General features: G+C 38.0%; 25 protein-coding genes, 1 other RNA gene and 1 other annotated feature. All 26 genes read left to right on the forward strand.

From position 1 onward, the window contains the following. Positions 1 to 15: 15 nt before the first annotated feature. The 26 genes from AC27FM_RS12120 to AC27FM_RS12245 all read left to right on the forward strand — a co-directional run bounded on the left by AC27FM_RS12120 (position 16) and on the right by AC27FM_RS12245 (position 18143). Positions 16 to 1260, forward strand: a complete 1245-nt coding sequence (locus tag AC27FM_RS12120; protein WP_487088675.1) for a PIN/TRAM domain-containing protein — start codon at positions 16 to 18, stop codon at positions 1258 to 1260. Continuing rightward, the gene (gltX, locus tag AC27FM_RS12125; protein WP_487088677.1) at positions 1241 to 2737 is read left to right on the forward strand and encodes a glutamate--tRNA ligase; all 1497 of its coding nucleotides are present in this window, start codon (positions 1241 to 1243) and stop codon (positions 2735 to 2737) included. Before AC27FM_RS12120 ends, gltX begins: the two co-directional genes overlap by 20 nt. An 81-nt stretch (positions 2738 to 2818) precedes the next feature. Further along, on the forward strand, positions 2819 to 4222 hold the full coding sequence (gene cysS, locus AC27FM_RS12130; protein WP_487088679.1) for a cysteine--tRNA ligase: 1404 nt from the start codon (positions 2819 to 2821) through the stop codon (positions 4220 to 4222). After that, complete coding sequence (locus AC27FM_RS12135; protein ID WP_487088680.1) at positions 4215 to 4628, forward strand: Mini-ribonuclease 3; 414 nt, start codon at positions 4215 to 4217, stop codon at positions 4626 to 4628. The genes cysS and AC27FM_RS12135 overlap by 8 nt, the downstream gene beginning before the upstream one ends. Continuing rightward, positions 4609 to 5388: a 23S rRNA (guanosine(2251)-2'-O)-methyltransferase RlmB gene (rlmB, locus tag AC27FM_RS12140; protein ID WP_487088682.1), complete on the forward strand. Its 780-nt coding sequence runs from the start codon at positions 4609 to 4611 to the stop codon at positions 5386 to 5388. Before AC27FM_RS12135 ends, rlmB begins: the two co-directional genes overlap by 20 nt. A 190-nt stretch (positions 5389 to 5578) precedes the next feature. Continuing rightward, positions 5579 to 6133, forward strand: a complete 555-nt coding sequence (locus tag AC27FM_RS12145; RefSeq protein ID WP_487088684.1) for a sigma-70 RNA polymerase sigma factor region 4 domain-containing protein — start codon at positions 5579 to 5581, stop codon at positions 6131 to 6133. A gap of 84 nt (positions 6134 to 6217) precedes the next feature. Then, positions 6218 to 6367, forward strand: coding sequence for a 50S ribosomal protein L33 (gene rpmG, locus AC27FM_RS12150; RefSeq protein ID WP_076613567.1), 150 nt, complete (start codon positions 6218 to 6220; stop codon positions 6365 to 6367). A 13-nt stretch (positions 6368 to 6380) separates the two neighbouring features. Then, on the forward strand, positions 6381 to 6569 hold the full coding sequence (gene secE / locus AC27FM_RS12155) for a preprotein translocase subunit SecE (protein ID WP_487088686.1): 189 nt from the start codon (positions 6381 to 6383) through the stop codon (positions 6567 to 6569). Positions 6570 to 6665: 96 nt separating this feature from the next. Next, entirely contained in the window at positions 6666 to 7205 is a 540-nt protein-coding gene (gene nusG, locus AC27FM_RS12160; protein ID WP_487088688.1) for a transcription termination/antitermination protein NusG, read from the forward strand. 125 nt (positions 7206 to 7330) lie between these two features. Beyond that, positions 7331 to 7756, forward strand: a complete 426-nt coding sequence (gene rplK, locus AC27FM_RS12165; RefSeq protein WP_487088690.1) for a 50S ribosomal protein L11 — start codon at positions 7331 to 7333, stop codon at positions 7754 to 7756. 90 nt (positions 7757 to 7846) lie between these two features. Continuing rightward, the gene (gene rplA, locus AC27FM_RS12170; protein ID WP_487088692.1) at positions 7847 to 8527 is read left to right on the forward strand and encodes a 50S ribosomal protein L1; all 681 of its coding nucleotides are present in this window, start codon (positions 7847 to 7849) and stop codon (positions 8525 to 8527) included. A gap of 30 nt (positions 8528 to 8557) precedes the next feature. Further along, positions 8558 to 8675, forward strand: a sequence feature (ribosomal protein L10 leader region). 47 nt (positions 8676 to 8722) lie between these two features. Beyond that, positions 8723 to 9229, forward strand: coding sequence for a 50S ribosomal protein L10 (gene rplJ / locus AC27FM_RS12175; RefSeq protein WP_487088694.1), 507 nt, complete (start codon positions 8723 to 8725; stop codon positions 9227 to 9229). A gap of 41 nt (positions 9230 to 9270) precedes the next feature. Then, positions 9271 to 9639: a 50S ribosomal protein L7/L12 gene (rplL, locus tag AC27FM_RS12180; protein ID WP_487088696.1), complete on the forward strand. Its 369-nt coding sequence runs from the start codon at positions 9271 to 9273 to the stop codon at positions 9637 to 9639. A 90-nt stretch (positions 9640 to 9729) separates the two neighbouring features. After that, complete coding sequence (locus tag AC27FM_RS12185; RefSeq protein WP_487088698.1) at positions 9730 to 10332, forward strand: class I SAM-dependent methyltransferase; 603 nt, start codon at positions 9730 to 9732, stop codon at positions 10330 to 10332. 4 nt (positions 10333 to 10336) lie between these two features. Further along, positions 10337 to 10813 carry a nucleoside deaminase gene (locus AC27FM_RS12190; RefSeq protein ID WP_487088700.1) on the forward strand — a complete coding sequence of 159 codons (477 nt, stop codon included), beginning with the start codon at positions 10337 to 10339 and terminating at the stop codon, positions 10811 to 10813. A 36-nt stretch (positions 10814 to 10849) separates the two neighbouring features. Beyond that, an RNA gene (gene ffs, locus AC27FM_RS12195) (signal recognition particle sRNA small type) lies at positions 10850 to 10946 on the forward strand. Between the two features lie 119 nt (positions 10947 to 11065). Beyond that, positions 11066 to 12784 carry a DNA polymerase III subunit gamma/tau gene (gene dnaX, locus AC27FM_RS12200; RefSeq protein WP_487088702.1) on the forward strand — a complete coding sequence of 573 codons (1719 nt, stop codon included), beginning with the start codon at positions 11066 to 11068 and terminating at the stop codon, positions 12782 to 12784. A 21-nt stretch (positions 12785 to 12805) separates the two neighbouring features. Then, positions 12806 to 13135 (forward strand): YbaB/EbfC family nucleoid-associated protein, encoded by a 330-nt coding sequence (locus AC27FM_RS12205; RefSeq protein ID WP_487088704.1) that lies wholly within the window; start codon positions 12806 to 12808, stop codon positions 13133 to 13135. A 3-nt stretch (positions 13136 to 13138) separates the two neighbouring features. Next, the gene (recR, locus tag AC27FM_RS12210) at positions 13139 to 13738 is read left to right on the forward strand and encodes a recombination mediator RecR (protein ID WP_487088705.1); all 600 of its coding nucleotides are present in this window, start codon (positions 13139 to 13141) and stop codon (positions 13736 to 13738) included. Position 13739: 1 nt separating this feature from the next. Further along, the gene (locus AC27FM_RS12215; protein ID WP_487088707.1) at positions 13740 to 14027 is read left to right on the forward strand and encodes a YaaL family protein; all 288 of its coding nucleotides are present in this window, start codon (positions 13740 to 13742) and stop codon (positions 14025 to 14027) included. A gap of 193 nt (positions 14028 to 14220) precedes the next feature. Then, the gene (gene tmk, locus AC27FM_RS12220; protein WP_487088709.1) at positions 14221 to 14871 is read left to right on the forward strand and encodes a dTMP kinase; all 651 of its coding nucleotides are present in this window, start codon (positions 14221 to 14223) and stop codon (positions 14869 to 14871) included. A 1-nt stretch (position 14872) separates the two neighbouring features. Beyond that, positions 14873 to 15196, forward strand: a complete 324-nt coding sequence (locus tag AC27FM_RS12225) for a cyclic-di-AMP receptor (RefSeq protein ID WP_487088710.1) — start codon at positions 14873 to 14875, stop codon at positions 15194 to 15196. A 2-nt stretch (positions 15197 to 15198) separates the two neighbouring features. Next, positions 15199 to 16152: a DNA polymerase III subunit delta' gene (locus tag AC27FM_RS12230; RefSeq protein WP_487088711.1), complete on the forward strand. Its 954-nt coding sequence runs from the start codon at positions 15199 to 15201 to the stop codon at positions 16150 to 16152. An 11-nt stretch (positions 16153 to 16163) separates the two neighbouring features. After that, the gene (locus tag AC27FM_RS12235; RefSeq protein ID WP_487088712.1) at positions 16164 to 16514 is read left to right on the forward strand and encodes an initiation control protein YabA; all 351 of its coding nucleotides are present in this window, start codon (positions 16164 to 16166) and stop codon (positions 16512 to 16514) included. Between the two features lie 17 nt (positions 16515 to 16531). Beyond that, positions 16532 to 17401, forward strand: a complete 870-nt coding sequence (gene rsmI / locus AC27FM_RS12240) for a 16S rRNA (cytidine(1402)-2'-O)-methyltransferase (RefSeq protein ID WP_487088714.1) — start codon at positions 16532 to 16534, stop codon at positions 17399 to 17401. Between the two features lie 4 nt (positions 17402 to 17405). Next, positions 17406 to 18143 (forward strand): acyl-[acyl-carrier-protein] thioesterase, encoded by a 738-nt coding sequence (locus tag AC27FM_RS12245; protein WP_487088716.1) that lies wholly within the window; start codon positions 17406 to 17408, stop codon positions 18141 to 18143. Positions 18144 to 18218 lie beyond the last annotated feature (75 nt).

Raw genomic sequence — 18218 nt, forward strand, 5'->3', positions numbered from 1 at the left:
GGTATATGTTTATATATGCGAAAATACGTTATTAATGCAATCTTTGCATTATTTGGTATAGCAGTGGGTATCACTGTCTTGCCGATCTTATGGAAAATTACTGGATTAACAGATGTACGTTTAGTGAATAACGGCTATTTTGATGGACTTATTGGCTTGATTATATTTTATTTTTTGTCGTTCTTATTTGTTAAACCCATCTCGGATTTAAATGCAAGAATCGAAAAATATCTGAATTCACGATCACCCGGGTGGATCATTTTTGGTTCGGGATTCTTGATCGGTGGTTTGATCTTAGCAAACATCATCTCGATTCCGTTTTACATGATGCACAATATGTTTGCTAACATCATCCCAGTTATCTTGATGATAATCTTTGGATTCTTAGGATTCCGGATAGGAACTAGTCGTCGTAACGACTGGAAGAGCTTTTCGATCACAAAGCGTAAAGCGGTCGAGGCTGAAAAGAATGACTTGGATTACGATGGTGAAATATTACGTCGCTCAGCTAAAAAAGAATTTTATCCATATAAGATTTTGGATACTTCCGTAGTTATCGATGGACGAATTCATCAGTTAGCGCAAACGGGCTTTCTTGAGGGAAAGATCATGATTCCTGATTTTGTGGTCCATGAATTACAACTCATCTCTGACTCTAGTGATAATCAGAAGCGTGAACGAGGTCGCCGTGGCCTGGATATTTTAAATGAAATGAAAATGGATCAGACGATAAATATCGAAACAACGACACGTGATTATGATAATATTCCTGAAGTAGATATGAAATTACTTAAATTAGCCAAAGAAATAGGTGGCGCTGTGCTAACTAATGACTATAATTTAAGTAAGGTGAGTGAATTTCAGAACGTTCAAGTACTTAACATCAACGAACTGGCCAAAGTTTTGAAACCGATGATTTTGCCAGGTGAAACAATGACTGTTAAAGTAATTAAAGAGGGTACTGAACGAGAACAAGGTGTAGCGTACTTAGAGGACGGAACAATGGTAGTTGTCGAGGATGGTAAATACTTCATCGATAAGCAAGTTGATGTCGTCGTAACTAGCGCACTACAAACAGATGCTGGTAAAATGATATTTGCTAAGCCTAAGCATTCAATGAATGGTATCCAAAGTAGTACAGGTAACAATAGTAATAAGAAGAATGGTTCTAAAGAGACTCCTAATAATGCCAATAAGGATTCTAAGAACAATTCTAGAAATAAAAGGGGAGAACGTAGAAATGGCAAAAAAGTCAGATAATAAAATTCGTGTGAGATATGCACCAAGTCCAACAGGACATTTACACATTGGTAATGCTAGAACGGCTATCTTCAATTACCTCTTTGCGAGAAGACATAAGGGAACTTTTGTGATCCGTATCGAAGATACAGATACAAAGCGTAATGTTGAAGGTGGAGAACAAAGCCAACTAGAAAACCTCAAGTGGCTCGGTGTTGATTGGGATGAGGGTCCAGATGTCGGTGGAGATTATGGTCCATATCGTCAATCAGAAAGAAAAGAAATTTATCAAAAATATATTCAAGAGTTGCTTGATAAGGGACTAGCTTACGAATCATATCTGACTGAAGAACAGCTTACAAAGATGCGTGAAGAACAAGAAGCTAATGGCGAAATGCCTCATTATGAGTATGAATTTGCCGGCATGACTGAAGAAGAAAAGGCTGCTAAGATCCAAGAAGCAAAAGATGCCGGACTCACTCCAGTTGTAAGAATTCATGTACCAGTTGGTAAAGCTTACGAATGGGATGACATCGTTAAAGGTAAGGTTTCAATCGATTCAGATACTATCGGTGGAGACTGGGTTATTCAAAAGCGCGATGGCATGCCTACTTATAACTTTGCCGTAGTCGTTGACGACCACTTGATGGAGATCAGTCATGTTCTGCGTGGTGATGACCACGTTGCTAACACTCCTAAACAATTAATGATCTATGAAGCATTAGGTTGGGAAGCACCTAAGTTTGGTCACATGACACTTATCATCAATACTGAAACAGGTAAGAAATTAAGTAAACGTGACGAATCGATCCTACAATTTATTGAACAATATCGTGCACTAGGTTATCTTCCAGAAGCAATGTTCAACTTCATTGCTCTCTTAGGATGGTCACCAGTCGGTGAAGACGAATTATTCAATCGCAAACAATTCATCAAGATTTTTGATGAGGCTCGCTTGAGTAAGTCGCCTGCTAAGTTTGACCAAAAGAAATTAGAATGGGTCAACAACCAATACGTTAAGACAGCTGATGTCAGTGAAATAACTGATTTGACGCTTGAAAACTTGATCGAAGCAAAACGTATGCCGGAAAACCCAGATACTAATACGATCCAATGGGTAAGACATTTGACAGAATTGTACATGCCACAAATGTCATATACACAACAAATCGTGGAACTATCTGACATTTTCTTCAATCAACCAGACGTATTGACTGACGATGAACAAACTGAATTAGAGGACGATGATTCTCGTACAGCTATTGAAGACTTGCGGACTAAGTTAGAGAAACTAGATCGTTTCACAGCAACGCAAATCATGGCTGCTATTCAAGGAGTTCGTGCTGATACTGGTGTTAAGGGTAGAAAACTCTACATGCCAGCCAGAATCGCTGCTACACGTACAATGCATGGTCCAGCAATCGCCGAAGCTATTGAATTGATCGGTAAAGACAAAGCTCTAGCAAATATTGATAAGACATTGAGTCAAATGAAATAAAAATACATAACTAAAAAAAGAGGTTGAAGGAAAACTTTTTGTTTTGCCTCAATCTCTTTTTTCTTGTAGAAAGGAGAATATATGCTAAAAATATTTAACACCCTAACACGTGAAAAAGAAGAATTTAAACCACTAACTCCTGGCGAGGTCCACATGTATGTCTGTGGTCCCACTGTCTACAATTATATTCATATTGGTAATGCTCGTTCGATCGTCGCTTTTGATACGATCAGACGTTATATGGAATATTCAGGCTATAAGGTCAAGTTCGTATCTAACTTCACTGATGTCGATGATAAGATGATCAAAGAAGCCAATCGTGAAAATATCACAGTCCCAGAAGTGGCCGATAAGTTTATCAAAGCGTTCTTCGAAGATATCAACAAGTTGAATGTCCAACGGGCAACCGTCAATCCTCGCGCTACTGAGAATATCAAAGAAATAATTGAGTTCATTTCTGACTTGGTTGCTAAGGATTATGCTTATGAATCACAAGGTGACGTCTTCTATCGGGCACGTAAATTCAAGCATTACGGTGAATTATCTGATCAAGATATTGATCAATTAGTTCAAGGTGCAAGTGAGCACATCGGCGAAGCCGAATTCGATAAGAAACAAGACCCAATTGATTTCGTCCTCTGGAAAAAAGCAAAACCCGGTGAGATAAAATGGGATTCCCCTTGGGGGGAAGGCCGTCCGGGTTGGCATATCGAATGTTCAGTCATGTCAACTAAGTATCTGGGCGATACTTTTGATATTCACGGTGGGGGTCAAGATTTAGAGTTTCCACATCATGAGAATGAAATCGCTCAGAGTGAATCCAAAACGGGTAAGAAATTTGTCAATTACTGGATGCACAATGGCTTCGTAACGGTTGAAAATAACGAAAAAATGAGTAAATCACTTGGGAACTTCGTTACAGTCCATGACTTGGTCAAGACGGTCGATCCACAAGTTTTGAGATTCTTCCTATCTTCGACGCACTATCGCCGACCACTGGAATATTCAAAATCCAACTTACAAAAAGCGGCTGATAACTACGAACGAATCAGAACCGCCTTTAATAACTTGAACTTCAGATTGGACAGTGCTGCTGGTAGTGCCGATGACATCCAATCGAAGGTAGATTCCATCACTGATAAGTTCAAAATTGCGATGAATGATGATTTCAATGTTCAGAATGGAATCACGGAGATTTTTGAATTAGTGACTCTAGCTAATAATTATAGTTCCGAAGACGAGATTAACGCTGACAGTGCCAAGTATATCTTGGATGCTCTGTCTAATTTAGCCGGTATTTTAGGAATTCAATTCGGTGAAAAAGAAGATCTATCAGAAGAAATTCAAGCAATGGTAGAAAAACGTGATCAAGCACGTGCGGACAAAGATTTTGCAACTAGTGATGAATTACGCGATAAGTTGAAGGAAATGGGAGTTATCTTAGAAGATACTCCACAAGGAACACGGTGGCATATAGATGGTTAAGATTGAACAGTTAAACGGAGTTACATTGGCTTATTTAGGTGATGCTGTATACGAAGTATTTGTTCGTGAGCATTTGTTGGACCTTGATATTACCAAAGTCAATCAGCTACAAAATAAGGCGACACATTATGTATCCGCCAAAGCGCAGGCATCTCTGATCACTCTCATGATCGATGAAGGTGTATTGTCAGAATACGAGATCAGGGTTTATAAGAATGGTCGTAACGCCAAAAAAAATACCAAGGCAAAAAATACAAGTGTCATCACTTATCACATGTCCACTGGATTTGAAGCACTATTTGGATATTTGGATGTCAGCGGTCAAAAAGAGCGCTTGGCAGAACTTGCGCAATGGTGTATCGACAAAGTAGAATCGGGGGAAACTGATGCGGAAAAATTCGAATAGCAATGAGAATGATAATGAAGAAGTAGAATTAGTTTTTGGTCATCATTCAGTAGTTGAGTTACTGAGATCGCCAACAGCTGGACAACGTGTTAATAAGGTCTTGGTCCAAAAAGGTTTAAAGAGCGAGCATATCGGTGAAGTTATCGAACTTGCTAAACGTAGTAAGTTGATCGTTCAAGAGGTCCCTAAGAATAAACTAGATGACATCAGCAATGGTGGAAATCATCAAGGGATGGCAGCATATATTGCGCCTTATCAATATGCTGAATTAGCTGATATTTTCAAAGCCGCAAAGAAAAAAAATGAAGATCCATTTATTTTGATCTTAGATAAAATTGAAGATCCACATAATTTAGGCTCGATATTGAGAACAGCAGACGCGGTTGGTGTTCATGGAATCATCGTACCTAAACATCGTTCAACAGGATTAACTTCCGTAGTAGCCAAAACTTCTACAGGTGCTATTGAGCATGTGCCAGTAGTTCGGGTTACTAATTTAGTCAATACTATCAACGACTTGAAGAAACAAAATGTCTGGGTCTTTGGTACGGCTATGGAAGGTGACAACTACCGTAATTGGAATGCCAAGGGTCCAGTAGCACTGGTCATCGGTAATGAGGGTAAGGGTGTTTCGCCATTAGTTCTCAAACAAGTTGACCAAACTTTAAGCATACCGATGGTAGGTCATGTTCAAAGCTTGAACGCTTCGGTAGCGACAGGTGTACTGTTGTATCAAGCATTTGCTTCAAGACATTCATAAATCAAGGGGTCTTATCTGTGCAACATATAGATGAGATCTTTTTTTGTATAAGAATGCTTTCATAGATATACGAACTATATTTATAACGAAGTTTTTGTAAACAAATGTTCTCTTAAACTAGCATAAGATACATGATATTTTTAAATAGGAAAACCATTCTGTAATAATAATAAGGATGGGTACCAAAAGAATGAATGAATTTGAAGTAGAGCTTATTAAGCTTGTAAAGGAGGACGAGAGTTCAAGCGCATTAAAACTACTGGTCGAACGTTATCGGCCGATGATCGACAATATGTCCTGCCAATATCAGATTGGACTATATGATAAGAATGACTGGTACCAAGAAGCACTGATAATTTGTTACGCAACTTGTAAAGCTTTTGACGGATCGAGTGGCTCCAAGTTCGGCAGTTTTTTTAAATTAAAATTTCGAAATCATATAGTTGATATTGTCAGACGTGAAAATACAATTAAACGTCAAGCCAACCAATTAGCGTGTTCATACGAACAGGTGATGAATAATGAAAATTCTGAGGAATTTATTCGAAATTACGTTCATTTGTTAGATACATCAAGCCATTTTGAGCAAGCAGTCGCTGAGTTAAGCAGATTAGAACTGATTGCCTTAAAATTTTTGTTAGGAGAAATCCAAATGCAGATGGCTTGTGAAATTGCAATGTGTAATCAAAAGCAGTTAAACCGCGCCGCTAATAGGTGTCGCTTAAAAATGATAGAACATTTATAATTTGTCATTTGTTTGTCATGGACTTTTCAGACTTAAAAATTTATAATGTATAAGACATAAACTGCGTAGAATGTGGAGATACTAATGGGATTAAGAAAAGTAGCATTAGCTTGTAGCGTTTGTGGATCTAGAAATTATACGATTTCTGAGAATCCAAACCGCACAGAACGTCTTGAAGTTAAAAAATTTTGTAAGCACTGTGGCAAACACACATTGCATAAAGAAACACGTTAATTTGGAGGACTAAATGAAATTATTTAAATTTTTTGGTAGTGTAAAAAAAGAAATGAAATTGGTCGTTTGGCCTACTGCAAAGGAAAACAGACGTGATACATGGACTGTTATCGCCACATCTTTGATGTATGCTATTTTCTTCGCCGCTATTGATTGGGGACTAGTAGCATTACTACAACAATTCATTATGGGAAGCAAATAACATTGTAAGTAGACGAATAATTTGATATTATTTGAGTAATGAAAGAAAACTTCGACTCCGTTCGGGGTTTTTTTATTTTGATTTTTGGAGGAAATTATGACTGAAGCTGGCGACAAACAATGGTATGTTCTGCATACTTATTCAGGATACGAAAATAAAGTTAAGGAAAACTTGGAATCACGTGCTCAATCAATGGGTATGGAAGATTATATTTTTCGTGCAGTAGTTCCTGAAGAAGAAGAAACAGAAACAAAAAATGGTAAACAAAAAACAGAAATGAAAAAGACTTTCCCAGGATATGTCTTAGTTGAAATGGTTATGAGTGACGAATCATGGTTCGTTGTTCGTAATACACCTGGTGTTACAGGATTTGTTGGAAGTCACGGTTCAGGAAGTAAGCCGGCACCATTATTACCAGAAGAAATTGATCACATTCTTGATGATCTTGGAATCAGTGTCAAAGCTGGCAATGACTTTGAAGTCGGTGAGAACGTTACGATCGTTAATGGACCATTCGCAAACATGACTGGTAAGGTTACAGAAATCGATGCTGATCATGACAAACTTAAAGTTGACGTCGATATGTTTGGACGTATGACTAGTGCTGAAGTTGACTTCGGCGACGTACAAAAATAATAAATCATATTGATAAAGGGTATAATCCGTGATATTATAAGACGGTATGTTTTTTGAACATACATGTGGGAGAGAAAATTTAGATTCTCAATATGACCACATCACGGACTAAGGAGGTATGCACCGTGGCTAAAAAAGTTGCTAACGTAGTAAAATTACAAATTCCTGCTGGTCAGGCTACTCCAGCTCCACCAGTTGGTCCTGCTTTAGGACAAGCTGGTATTAACATCGTTGCATTTACAAAGGACTTTAATGCACGTACACAAGATCAACAAGGAATGATCATTCCTGTTGTTATTTCAGTATATGAAGACCGTTCATTCGACTTCGTTACTAAGACACCACCTGCAGCTGTTCTTTTGAAGAAGGCTGCTGGTGTTGAAAAGGGCTCTGGCGAACCTAACACTAATAAAGTTGCCACAGTCACAAACGACCAAGTTCGCGAAATTGCTGAAACCAAGATGAAAGACCTAAACGCTGCAAGTGTTGAATCTGCAATGCGTATGGTTGCTGGTACTGCAAGAAGTATGGGCTTTACAGTAGAAGACTAGACAAGAAGCAGTTTACAGGGATACGAAAGTATTCTTAACAAGTGGGAGGGGAAAATCCCCAATAGACCACAAAGCAAGGAGGAACTTAGCATGGCTAAGCATGGAAAAAAATATATGGAAGCTATGAAGCAAGTTGATAAGGATAAGACTTATTCTGCTTCAGAAGCTGCTGACTTACTTAAAAAAGTAGATTATGCAAAATTTGACGCAACTGTTGAAGTTGCAATTAACTTGGATGTAGATCCAAAACAAGCTGACCAACAAATTCGTGGTGCCCTTGTTCTACCTAACGGAACAGGTAAAACACAAAAAGTTATCGTTTTCGCTGAAGGTGAACAAGCTAAGGCTGCAGAAGCTGCCGGTGCTGACGTTGTTGGTTCTGACGATCTTGTTGAAAAAATTCAAGATGGTTGGTTGGACTTTGATGTTGCTGTTGCAACACCACCAATGATGGCTAAAGTTGGACGTTTAGGTCGTGTACTTGGACCTAAAGGTTTGATGCCTAACCCTAAGACAGGTACTGTAACAATGGATGTTACAAAAGCTGTTAATGATATCAAAGCTGGACAAGTTACTTACCGTGTAGATCCTAATGGATTGATCCACGCACCTATTGGTAAGTTGTCATTCGATACTGACAAGATTGTTGCTAACTTTAGCGCATTCTACGATGCTATCGCAAAGGCACGTCCTGCATCATTGAAGGGTAACTATATTGTTAGTGTTAATATGACATCAACATTTGGCCCTGGTCTAAAAATCAACGCTTAATGTTGACTAATAACCAAAATAATGATAATGTACAATAGTTGATTTCTACCGAAGACTCAGGTGATGTGAATCTTAATATCCTGCCGAGGCCAGAAGATTGTTAATTAATCTCTGTGTCCTTTGGGCGCAGAGATTTTATTTTAGCCTTAAATTTGTAGAATTAACTAAAATAAATTGTGGAGGTGAAACGTAATAATGAAGCAAGAAAAACTAGCACAAAAAGAAGCACTTGTTACAGAGGTTGCTGCTAACTTAAAAGGCGCTAAGTCAGTTATTGTTATTGACTACTTAGGTCTTACAGTTGAACAAGCTACTAGCATGCGTGCTGAATTACGTGAGCAAGGTGCTACTATGAAGGTTATCAAGAACACTGTCTTAAGACGTGCTGCTGAAGAAGCCGGATTAGAAGGTCTTGAAGAATTCTTCGTTGGCCCAACAGCCATCGCTTATTCTGAAGAAGATCCAGTTGCACCTGCAAAGGTTGCTGCTAAGTATGCCAAAGATGTTGAATCCGTTGAAATCAAGGGTGGAATCATCGAAGGTAAAGCTGCATCTCTTGAAGAAATTCAAGCACTTGCAACACTACCAAACAGAGACGGCTTACTATCAATGTTGGTATCTGTATTACAAGCTCCAGTTCGCGACTTTGCATTGGCTATTAAAGCTGTTGCTGAAAAGAAAGACGACGAACCAGCTGCTTAATTTTTAAATAAAAAAACAAACATAATTTGGAGGACATTAAAATGGCTTTAGATACACAAAAGATTATCGAAGATTTAAAAGATGCTTCAATTCTAGAACTTAACGACCTTGTTAAGGCTATCGAAGAAGAATTTGACGTTACAGCTGCTGCTCCAGTTGCTGCAGGTGCAGTTGCTGGTGGCGACGACGCTGCTGAAAAAGACTCATACGACGTTGAACTTACAGAAACAGGTCAAGAAAAAGTTAAGGTTATCAAGGAAGTTCGTGGTATCACAGGACTTGGCTTGAAAGACTCAAAAGACCTTGTTGATGGCGCACCTAAGGTTATCAAGGAAGGCGTTGCTAAGGCTGACGCTGAAGACATGAAGTCTAAACTAGAAGCTGTTGGCGCAACAGTTACTTTGAAATAATAACTTTTAATAAGTTTATTATGATAAAATTAATCCTCGTAAGAGGATTATTTTTTTGTCCTCATTTTCGCCTTTAGAAAGGAAAAAAGTATGGCTAATCAATATTTTGAAAACTCAAATGAATTAGAGCATGAACTAAAAGAATTCAACTTCACTTTACGAAATAATAATTTCAATTTCACTTCAGATGCTGGAGTTTTTTCACGGCAAACAGTTGATTTTGGATCACGAGTATTGATCGAGGCTATTAACTTCGATGAGATACCAACAGGTAATATTCTTGACGTTGGTTGTGGTTATGGTCCAATCGGATTATCTTTAGCAAAAGAACAAGATGATAGAAAAGTTGACATGACCGACGTCAATTTACGTGCGATGGATCTGGCAAAGAAAAATGCTGAAACAAATCATATTAAGAACGTTAATATTTTTGAATCAAATATTTATGATAATATCACTGATAAATACGCCATTGTCGTGTCTAATCCACCGATCAGAGCCGGTAAGAACGTAGTATCAGGGATTATTAGTGGTGCTAAAGAACACTTGAATGACAATGGTGAACTGTGGATCGTTATTCAAAAGAAACAAGGTGCACCTTCTGCCAAGAAGTTGATGGAGACGACTTATGGGAATGTTGAAATCGTTACTCGTGAAAAGGGTTATTATATTTTGAGGAGTAAGATGGTTTAACTAAATGATATTTTCAGACGAACAAATCAATAATTATATGGATCAAGCAATTGCTGAAGCAATCAAAGCACAGCAACGAGAGGAAGTGCCTATTGGCTGTGTTATTGTAGACAATCAATCAGGAGAGATCATCGGCCGTGGCTCCAATGAACGTGAAGAGACACAGAATGCCATTAAACACGCTGAGATAATCGCTATTGAGCAAGCCTGTGAAGTAGTCGGTAGTTGGCGCTTAGAGCATACTAGTCTATTTGTGACCTTGGAACCTTGCCCCATGTGTGCAGGTGCTATTATCAATAGCCGTGTTGAGGAAGTCATCTTTGGTGCAAATGATCCTAAAGCCGGATCCGTTGGCTCGATCGTAAATTTACTGACTGACACACGCTATAATCATCAACCAACGGTATTGGCTAATGTTAAAGAACAAGAGACTGGAGACTTACTTCGTAATTTCTTTAGAGAAATCCGTCGTAAAAAGTAGCATTCAACTGTGATTTATAGTAATATAGTTAGTGCCGAAAGGCCTTAGGGCAATGGTGCTCTTGCGAATCGTGTCAGGTTCGGAAGAAAGCAGCACTAAGTGAGTTGTGCCATGTGCCTTTTGTTTTGTAAATTAGCCTCCTAATCTTAACGGATTAGGAGTTTTTTTATTTTCTAGAGTCTAATCATTTTCATAAGTCTGTATGATTATTTGTGGTAAAATTTAAGTACTGTGTTAAAGCAAGGAGGAAATATGGCATATCAAGCACTATATCGAGTTTGGCGTCCCCAAACTTTTTCAGATGTGATTGGCCAAGGCGTCATCACGCAGACCTTACGTAATGCGGTTGCAAGCAAGATGACTAGTCATGCCTATTTATTCAGTGGACCACGTGGTACTGGTAAAACTTCTTGTGCTAAGATCTTAGCAAAGGCAGTTAATTGTTTGAACCCACATGATGGTGAGCCTTGTAACGAATGTGAAATCTGTAAGGCTGCTAATGAAAACCGTCTGAATGATGTGATCGAGATCGATGCTGCTTCGAACAACGGTGTTGAAGAGATCCGTGATATTCGAGACAAAGTAAAATATGCACCGACTGAAGCTAAGTTTAAAGTTTATATTATTGATGAAGTCCATATGTTATCTCAAGGGGCGTTCAACGCTCTCTTGAAGACATTGGAAGAACCGCCGGCTAACGTGATGTTCATCTTAGCGACTACTGAACCACAAAAGATTCCTGCAACAATTATTTCTAGAACACAAAGTTTTACTTTTAGAAGAATCTCACGTCAAGACATCTTAGATAGAATGACTTTTATCTTGGATGATAAACACATCAATTATGATGATGAGGCACTGAATATCATAGCCGCTTCGGCTGAAGGTGGTATGCGTGATGCACTGAGTATTTTGGATCAGGCATTGTCATATGGCGATGATGAGTTAACATTGAAGAATGCTCAAGAAGTTACTGGTGCCTTGAGTAATGAACAAATTGTTTCATACATGACAGCAATCGCAGATAACAAACCGGCAGATGCGCTTTCTAGTCTGTATCAGATATTAGCCAGTGGACGTTCAGCGATGAGATTCACAGAAATGATCATCCGTGTCTGTCGAAACTTGATCTTATATAATTCTAATTCCGACTTGTCGCAAAAAATGGATAAATCTGTTATGACGGATGAATTATTAACAATTGCTGATAAGTTTGACAATACTAGGTTGTTCTATATCGTCGATCAAGTTAGTGCGACCCAAAAGAATCTCAAGAATTCTAATCAAACTGATGTTTATATGGAAATATTGACCGTCAAGATCAGTGAACCTAAGATCGAACAGCCAGTGACGGCACAAACCAATGTGACTGTTCCTGAAGCTGATCACCGAGTGGATCAACTGGACGATGAGATCAATAACTTGAAACAGCAGATTCAAGAATTATCTGATCGACCGCCCATTCAAGGAACTCCTAGTTCTCAGACGAATGTCAAACCAAAGCGTAAATCCAAGAAAAATTCGCACCTTAACAAAACAGCTATTTATCAAGTGTTGGAGAATGCTACCAAGGATGATCTCAATACAGCTAAAGATATTTGGCCGGATTTGATGAGTATGCTATCTATCACGCAAAGGTCTATAATGAGAGTTTCAGAACCAGTTGCAGCGTCAAGTGAAGGAATCGTTGTGGCGTTTGATTATGAGATGTGGTTTGAAACAGCTCAAGATGGATTCTTAGATGAATTGACTAATAATGTAGGTAGACTACTAAAAAAAGATTGTCAGGTTGTTCTAGTGCCAAAAGCACAATGGCCTGAGATTCGTAAAGAATATATAGCAAATAATATTGATTCTGGTCAGAATAAAAATGTAAAATCTAAATCAGAACAAAAGAAGACTGACCCTACCGTTGACGAAGCGTTAAAATTGTTTGGTGACGACGGTGTGGTTGAAATAAAAGATGATTAATTAATAAAGGAGAAAATAATTATGAGTAAAGGAATGCCAAATATGGGTGGTATGGGCGGAAACATGGCTAATATCATGCGCCAAGCTCAAAAGATGCAAAAAGAGGTTGCTGCTACTCAAGAGGAATTGAGTAAGACAGAATATGAAGGTCATTCAGTTGATGACTTCGCTGTTGTTAAATTAAACGGTGATAAAAAAGTATTAGATATTAAAATCGATGAAAAGATTATTGATCCAGATGATCCAGATACACTTCAAGATATGATCATCGACGCTATGAATGATGGTGTAGCAAAGGTCGACAATGATAAAGATGCCAAGTTAGGTAAATACACAAACGGGTTGATGTAATAAATGAAATATCCAGAGCCAATTTCAAAATTAATTGATAGTTATATGATGTTGCCAGGAATTGGCCGCAAAACAGCGACTAGGATGGCGTTTTTTACTTTAGGCATGGATAAGAGTCAAGTGCAAGAATTCGCTGACAATCTCATGGCCGCAAAGACTGATTTGAAGTTTTGCAAAATCTGTGGAAATATTACTACGGATGAGATCTGTTCTATTTGTAGTGATAAAAATCGTGACCAATCAACAATTCTGGTCGTTGAACAACCTAAGGACATAATGTCACTAGACGACATGAACAGTTACAATGGATTGTATCATGTTCTCGGTGGCGTGTTGTCCCCAGTTGACGGTGTTGGACCAGAAGACTTGAATATTAAGTTATTGCTTAATCGTTTACGCGATAATGATCAAGTTCAAGAACTGATCATAGCTACAAATGCTACTCCTGAAGGAGAAGCGACAGCTCAATATTTAGCCAAACTTGTAAAACCAGCAGGAATAAAAGTAACTAGATTAGCACACGGATTAGCTGTTGGCTCCGATATTGAATATGCCGACGAGATGACTTTGAAGAGTGCAGTTCTAGGTCGCAGGGAGATCTAACATGTTTGGTAGAAAAAAAATCAGTGTTGAAAAGATGGAAAATGATCGTTTGATGGATAGTATTCACAATATCCAACGTGAAATTAGTAATGCGCAACATTTGATGAATAATTCACTGGAAGTTTCAGATGAAGCCCGTCTGCAATTGAGAATTGACCGCGCTAAATATCAATTCTTGTATTTAGAAGCTAGACGTCGTAAGGCACAGGCTAAGCACACTACTGATATTATTTTTGGTGATGAAGATACATTCTTGAAACAACCTAGTAGAGCTGAGAAGCACTGGTAATATTAGAGAATTTTTCTTCGTAAGTTGATAATGTTTTAAACTAAAAAATCTTAACTACACAAGTCTTTAAATTAATAGATTTGTAAGTTGAGATTCTTTTTTTAGTATTTTGGAGTGATATTGATCAGTGATCGGTTTACCGGAATACTATAATCAAGTAAAATGGAACCAATGTATCAAAAGGAGAATATTAATGTCAGGGATATTTATATCGTTCGAAGGACCAGATGGAGCTGGAAAAACTACGGCTTTGAATGCACTGGTCCCACTACTTAGGGAGCATACAACAAAAGAAGTAATTGAATCTCGTGAACCAGGTGGTAGTGAAATAGCTGAACAAATCAGAAAAATAATTTTGGCAGTTCATGACGAAAAAATGGACGATAGAACTGAAGCCTTACTGTACGCTGCTGCACGTAGACAACACGTAGTTGACGTAATCAGACCAGCCGTAGCTAGTGACAAGGTATTATTGAGTGATCGATTCGTGGATAGTTCGATTGCGTATCAAGGCGGTGGACGTGAGATCGGTACGAAGGAAGTCGCAGCCATTAATGACTTTGCCATCGATGGGACCTTGCCGGATCTGACGATTTATTTTGACGTTTCACCAGAAGTTGGAATATCCAGAATTCGCAAAGATCACGAAGGTGAAATGGACCGCTTGGAACAAGAAGCGTTGAGTTTTCACAAACGTGTTCATGACACATATCTTGACTTAGTACAGGCTAATCCTGATAGAATAAAGAGTATCAACGCAGAGCAAGCACCTGAAAAAGTTGTTTCTGATGCATTGGATGTTATCATCAATAGATTTCCAAAGGTATTTAATGGAGGTAAGTAAAATGAAACTCATTTTAGCGATTATTCAAGACAAAGATAGTCAACAATTACAGACACATCTAGTAAAGGAAGGCTTCCGTGCGACTAAACTTCCTTCAACAGGTGGATTTTTAAGATCAGGTAATTCAACTTTCATCATTGGTGTTGAAGATGACAAGGTAGATCCAGCGCTTGAAGTGATCAAGAAAACTTGTCACACTAGAACACAATTCGTGACTTCAACTTTTGCTTTGCCAGAAGCAGCTGGGATCAATGATCCGATTGAAGTTCAAGTGGGAGGAGCTACTTGTTTTATCCTACCTGTGGATAAATTTGTTAAATTCTAATAATGGAAAGTTTAATAGAAGAGCAACCTAAAGTATTGCGTGAATTTCAAAAGATCATTCAATCAAATATGTTGTCACATGCTTACTTGATTGATAGTGCTTCTTCTAAATCCCGTCAACAAGTGGCTATTTGGTTAGCTCAAAGTCAGTTTTGCGATAACTTACAAGCTGGAATCCCAGATCAAACGTGCCAGAGATGTCAAACCATCGCCTTAGGAGATAATCCTGATGTTTTGGAAATAAAAACTGATAAACAAAGCATTGGTGTCGACGATATTAAATACTTCAAAAAAGAAGTAAATATGACAGCTACTCAAGGAAATCGCAGAATCCTGATCATTGATGAAGCTGAGAAAATGACTAATGCTGCCAGCAATAATTTGTTGAAGACGATCGAAGAACCAGAAGGTAATTTGATGATCATTTTGTTAGCCGATTCAGCTAAGCAATTGTTGCAGACGATTCGGTCTCGTGTTCAGATCTTCCATTTGTCGAATAAGAGCAATGAAGAAGAAATCAATACTTTAGTAAAATTAGGATATAAACCTGAACAGGCCAAATCAGCCTTAAAAATTTCAGATATTAAATTTTTACAGGCTACTACTGGTGAAGGTTATCAGCAATTAGCGGCTGCTTTGGTTATTTGGATGCAGGAATGTAACCAAAAAAGAATAAATAGTTTTATAGATGTTCAGACCGATATCATGCCTTTGGTGGAGAACAAAGATCATCAACATTTGGTTTTTGATATGATGAATCAGATGTTTAGTGATATATTATCTTTTAGGTACAATTTAAATAAATCACTTCTTATTCAAGAAGATGTTCTTTCAAAAAAAAGTATTCAACAGATTGTTAGTTTTTCGGATGAATTATTTAAAGCTGAAGAAATGTGGAAAAGCAATGTCGCGTTTCAAGCAATTTTAGAGGATTTGTCATTAAAATTTGTTAGTTAGTAGGTGAGATAATGGCAGAAAAAGATTTGTATGATAAGTTTGAATCTATCTCTAATCAATTAAGTAGTTTGAGTGGTCAGGTCGATACCCTCAAAGAGCAACTATCAAAAGATTTAGAGGAAAAAGAAGAGCTTAAGATGGAGAATCATAATCTTCGTAAACAGTTAGAAAAACTGGGCTATGAAGATAAAAGTTTTAATGAAAGTGAATTACCTACTTCACGTTTAAACTTAGAAAAGTTGTATCATAAAGGCTTTCACGTATGCCAACAATTTTATGGTTCTCATCGTAAAGAAAATGAAGAATGTGTCTTCTGTCTCGGAGTGATTTATGGAAATCATAGTAAACCAAATAAAAAATAAACAAGGGAGCATTTTGAATGAATGAACAAAGGAGTTTTGTTAATAATTCGAAGGGCTGCCTTTTTTTGGTGCCAACGCCGATCGGTAATCTAGATGACATGACCTTTCGAGCTGTCAAAACTTTGCAGGATGCCGATTTAATTGCGGCTGAAGATACTAGGAATACTAAATATTTGTTGAATCATTTTGAGATCACAACAGATTTGATCAGTTTCCACGAGCACAACACGGCTCAAAGAATCCCAGAATTAGTTGAGAAGATGAATTCGGGCTTAAATATCGCACAAGTAAGTGATGCCGGCACGCCTTCAATCAGTGACCCAGGTAAGGAATTAGTCAAGGCTGCGATCGAATCCGAAATCTCGGTCGTTCCATTACCAGGGGCCAGTGCTTCAACGACCGCCCTGATTGCGTCAGGAATTGAACCGCAACCCTTTTACTTTTATGGCTTTTTACCTCGTAAAGGTAAAGAACGAACATCTGCTTTAGAAAACTTGTCACAAAGGGAAGAAACATCGATTGTATATGAATCGCCTTACCGTGTAGTGAAGACTATTGAAGACTTAAAACAATACTTTGGTGGAAGCCGAAAAATCACCTTGGCGCGCGAATTGACCAAGATTCACGAAGCCTTCTTACGGGGAACGATTGACCAAGTTATCGAATATTATCAGGAGAATGAACCAAAGGGTGAGTACGTACTGATAATATCTGGTAAAGTAATTGAAGAATCTGAAGATATGACGGATTCAGAAATCATCAATGCAATCGATCTATTGATTCAATCAGGTGAAAAACCTAATAAAGCCATCAAAGAAATAGCTAATCAAAACGACATACGTAAGCAGATCGTTTATAATCTATACCACGGAATCGGAAAGGAATGATATAGTGGCAGAACAAATTTATTCACAAGAAATCGAGTTTCCTTTTTATTTTGCAAATTTAACCGGAGATATGCGTTTGTCATCGTTGATAGATGCCATGTTGTTAATATCCGAGAAGCAATTACATGAGTCAGATTCTGATAGTTCAGAAATGGTACAACGTGGACTGGGATGGGTCGTCGTTCAGTATCATATGGATATTAAGAAAATGCCAACACTAGGTGAGAAATTAAAAGTCAGTACACGAGCTACTAGTTATAACAAATACTTCTTCTATCGAGACTTTTGGATCGATGATTTAGATGGCAATCGGATGGTTGATCTGACTAGTGCCTTCGTTATTATCGATGTAAAGGAACGTAAGATGGTCAGTGCGGCTGAAAAATTGACAGACGTGTTCGGTGCTGAGGAAATCACGAAGATCAAACGATTTGCCCGCCTGCGCGAACCAAAAGATTACGATATCAAAAAAGAACAACATATTGGATATTACAATATTGATGTAAACCGTCACGTTAATAATTCTTATTACTTTGACTGGATGGTAGATTCCTTAGGAATTGATTTCGTTGAAAAACATCGCGCTAAGAGCATGGATATCAAGTACGAAAAAGAATTGAACATTCACAATAAGCCTGAGATATATGCGAACATTGATAATGAAAATTTAGTTACTACTCACTGGATCAAAAACGACGGCGAATTAAATGCCTTGGCACAGATCACTTGGGAAGAGAAATAATTATCAGATTTATATAACTAATGTTATAAGCAAAAGATATAGGTATAGACTACTAGTTGTGGTACTATGTTTAGG

The organism is Companilactobacillus sp. y65-5 (assembly GCF_057541095.1).